This window comes from Streptococcus sp. E17BB, assembly GCF_041807725.1.
In the GTDB taxonomy this organism is placed as follows: domain Bacteria; phylum Bacillota; class Bacilli; order Lactobacillales; family Streptococcaceae; genus Streptococcus; species Streptococcus entericus.
Map to the genome: position 1 here is coordinate 1 of NZ_JBGTZC010000065.1, position 3,675 is coordinate 3,675.

Annotated in this window: 1 tRNA gene and 2 rRNA genes; all 3 read left to right on the plus strand. The window is 48.8% G+C overall.

Annotation, left to right across the window (positions count from 1 at the left end):
• Positions 1 to 253: 253 nt before the first annotated feature.
• Positions 254 to 1,809 (plus strand): 16S ribosomal RNA (locus tag ACERC7_RS10455).
• 205 nt (positions 1,810 to 2,014) lie between these two features.
• Positions 2,015 to 2,087 (plus strand) — tRNA-Ala (locus tag ACERC7_RS10460).
• Between the two features lie 131 nt (positions 2,088 to 2,218).
• Positions 2,219 to 3,675 (plus strand): 23S ribosomal RNA (locus tag ACERC7_RS10465); the annotation flags it as partial.

Genomic DNA, 3,675 nt, shown 5'->3' on the forward strand with positions numbered 1-3,675 from the left:
ATGTGATAAGATATAACAGTTCTCGAAAGAGAGCATGAGTCTGAGAGAGCGGACGAAAAAAACTTTTAAAAAAGTTTAAAAAAGTAGTTGACAGTTTATCTTAGATTTGATAGAATATAGGAGTTGTCTCTTAGGAGACAACGCATGACCCTTGAGAACTGAACAAGACGAACCAAGTTGGGATTAGATGAGATGTTTAATCCCGTCAATAAACGGAAAAAGTCAGTAATGACTGAGACAAATCAACTTTTATATATATGAGAGTTTGATCCTGGCTCAGGACGAACGCTGGCGGCGTGCCTAATACATGCAAGTGGAACGCAGTCAAATCACCGGAGCTTGCTCCATCGAGTTGACTGAGTCGCGAACGGGTGAGTAACGCGTAGGTAACCTGCCTGATAGCGGGGGATAACTATTGGAAACGATAGCTAATACCGCATAACAACTATTCTCGCATGAGAAAAGTTTGAAAGGAGCAACTGCTTCACTATCAGATGGACCTGCGTTGTATTAGCTAGTAGGTAGGGTAACGGCCTACCTAGGCATCGATACATAGCCGACCTGAGAGGGTGATCGGCCACACTGGGACTGAGACACGGCCCAGACTCCTACGGGAGGCAGCAGTAGGGAATCTTCGGCAATGGGGGCAACCCTGACCGAGCAACGCCGCGTGAGTGAAGAAGGTTTTCGGATCGTAAAGCTCTGTTGTAAGAGAAGAACGTTAGTGGGAGTGGAAAATCCATTAAGTGACGGTATCTTACCAGAAAGGGACGGCTAACTACGTGCCAGCAGCCGCGGTAATACGTAGGTCCCGAGCGTTGTCCGGATTTATTGGGCGTAAAGCGAGCGCAGGTGGTTAGATAAGTCTGAAGTAAAAGGCAGTGGCTCAACCATTGTATGCTTTGGAAACTGTTTAACTTGAGTGCAGAAGGGGAGAGTGGAATTCCATGTGTAGCGGTGAAATGCGTAGATATATGGAGGAACACCGGTGGCGAAAGCGGCTCTCTGGTCTGTAACTGACACTGAGGCTCGAAAGCGTGGGTAGCGAACAGGATTAGATACCCTGGTAGTCCACGCCGTAAACGATGAGTGCTAGATGTTAGGCCCTATCCGGGGCTTAGTATCGAAGCTAACGCGATAAGCACTCCGCCTGGGGAGTACGGCCGCAAGGCTGAAACTCAAAGGAATTGACGGGGGCCCGCACAAGCGGTGGAGCATGTGGTTTAATTCGAAGCAACGCGAAGAACCTTACCAGGTCTTGACATCCCTCTGACCGTCCTAGAGATAGGATTTTCCTTCGGGACAGAGGAGACAGGTGGTGCATGGTTGTCGTCAGCTCGTGTCGTGAGATGTTGGGTTAAGTCCCGCAACGAGCGCAACCCCTATTGTTAGTTGCCATCATTCAGTTGGGCACTCTAGCGAGACTGCCGGTAACAAACCGGAGGAAGGTGGGGATGACGTCAAATCATCATGCCCCTTATGACCTGGGCTACACACGTGCTACAATGGTCGGTACAACGAGTCGCAAGTCGGTGACGACAAGCAAATCTCTTAAAGCCGATCTCAGTTCGGATTGTAGGCTGCAACTCGCCTACATGAAGTCGGAATCGCTAGTAATCGCGGATCAGCACGCCGCGGTGAATACGTTCCCGGGCCTTGTACACACCGCCCGTCACACCACGAGAGTTTGTAACACCCGAAGTCGGTGAGGTAACCGTTTGGAGCCAGCCGCCTAAGGTGGGATAGATGATTGGGGTGAAGTCGTAACAAGGTAGCCGTATCGGAAGGTGCGGCTGGATCACCTCCTTTCTAAGGAAAAGGATACTTGCGTTTGTCTTGTTTAGTTCTGAAGGGTTGTAAACTCATACAACGTATGTGGGGTCTTAGCTCAGCTAAGCGAAACCTTCAGGTTGAAGCTTTGTCGAAGCGTTAGCGCACGACAGGGACCAGCGGATACCACTCGATATCATATTGAAAAGAATTAAATAACGTTAATAGTACATACTATATGTACGGGGCCTTAGCTCAGCTGGGAGAGCGCCTGCTTTGCACGCAGGAGGTCAGCGGTTCGATCCCGCTAGGCTCCATAGGATAGGGAACTATCCTAGGGACCATTGACAATTGAATATCTATATCAAATTCCATTTATTAAAAAAGATAAATGAAATAGTAACAAGAAATAAACCGAAACGCTGTAGAGAACAAATTTAATTTTAAAGGTTAAGTTAATAAGGGCGCACGGTGGATGCCTTGGCACTAGGAGCCGAAGAAGGACGTGACTAACAACGAAATGCTTTGGGGAGCTGTAAGTAAGCGCTGATCCAGAGATGTCCGAATGGGGGAACCCACTAACTTGATGGTTAGTATCCAGTTCTGTTAAGGAGCTTGGAGGGAAGACGCAGTGAACTGAAACATCTAAGTAGCTGCGGGAAGAGAAAGCAAAAGCGATTGCCTTAGTAGCGGCGAGCGAACCGGCAGGAGGGCAAACCAGAGAGTTTACTCTCTGGGGTTGTAGGACTGCGTTGTGGACTTAAAGAGTATAGAAGAATGACATGGGAAGGTCAGCCAAAGAGAGTGAGAGCCTCGTATTTGAAATAGTCTTTATACCTAGCAGTATCCTGAGTACGGCGAGACACGCGAAATCTCGTCGGAATCTGGGAGGACCATCTCCCAACCCTAAATACTCCCTAGTGACCGATAGTGAACCAGTACCGTGAGGGAAAGGTGAAAAGCACCCCGGAAGGGGAGTGAAATAGAACCTGAAACCGTGTGCCTACAACAAGTTCGAGCCCGTTAATGGGTGAGAGCGTGCCTTTTGTAGAATGAACCGGCGAGTTACGTTATGATGCGAGGTTAAGTGGTAGAAGCGGAGCCGTAGGGAAACCGAGTCTTAATAGGGCGCATTAGTATCATGACGTAGACCCGAAACCATGTGACCTACCCATGAGCAGGTTGAAGGTGCGGTAAGACGCACTGGAGGACCGAACCAGGGCACGTTGAAAAGTGCTTGGATGACTTGTGGGTAGCGGAGAAATTCCAAACGAACTTGGAGATAGCTGGTTCTCTCCGAAATAGCTTTAGGGCTAGCGTCGACATTGAGATTCTTGGAGGTAGAGCACTGTTTGGATGAGGGGGCCATCTCGGTTTACTGATTTCAGATAAACTCCGAATGCCAAGTAATTATGGTCGGCAGTCAGACTGCGAGTGCTAAGATCCGTAGTCGAAAGGGAAACAGCCCAGACCACCAGCTAAGGTCCCAAAATATGTGTTAAGTGGAAAAGGATGTGGGGTTGCACAGACAACTAGGATGTTAGCTTAGAAGCAGCTATTCATTCAAAGAGTGCGTAATAGCTCACTAGTCGAGTGACCCTGCGCCGAAAATGTACCGGGGCTAAAACACATTACCGAAGCTGTGGATACTACAATAGTAGTATGGTAGGAGAGCGTTCTATATGCGGCGAAGGCATACCGTGAGGAGTGCTGGAGCGTATAGAAGTGAGAATGCCGGTATGAGTAGCGAAAGATGGGTGAGAATCCCATCCACCGTAAGACTAAGGTTTCCAGGGGAAGGCTCGTCCGCCCTGGGTTAGTCGGGACCTAAGGAGAGACGTAAACGTGTATCCGATGGCCAACAGGTTGATATTCCTGTACTAGAGTATGAAGTGATGGAGGGAC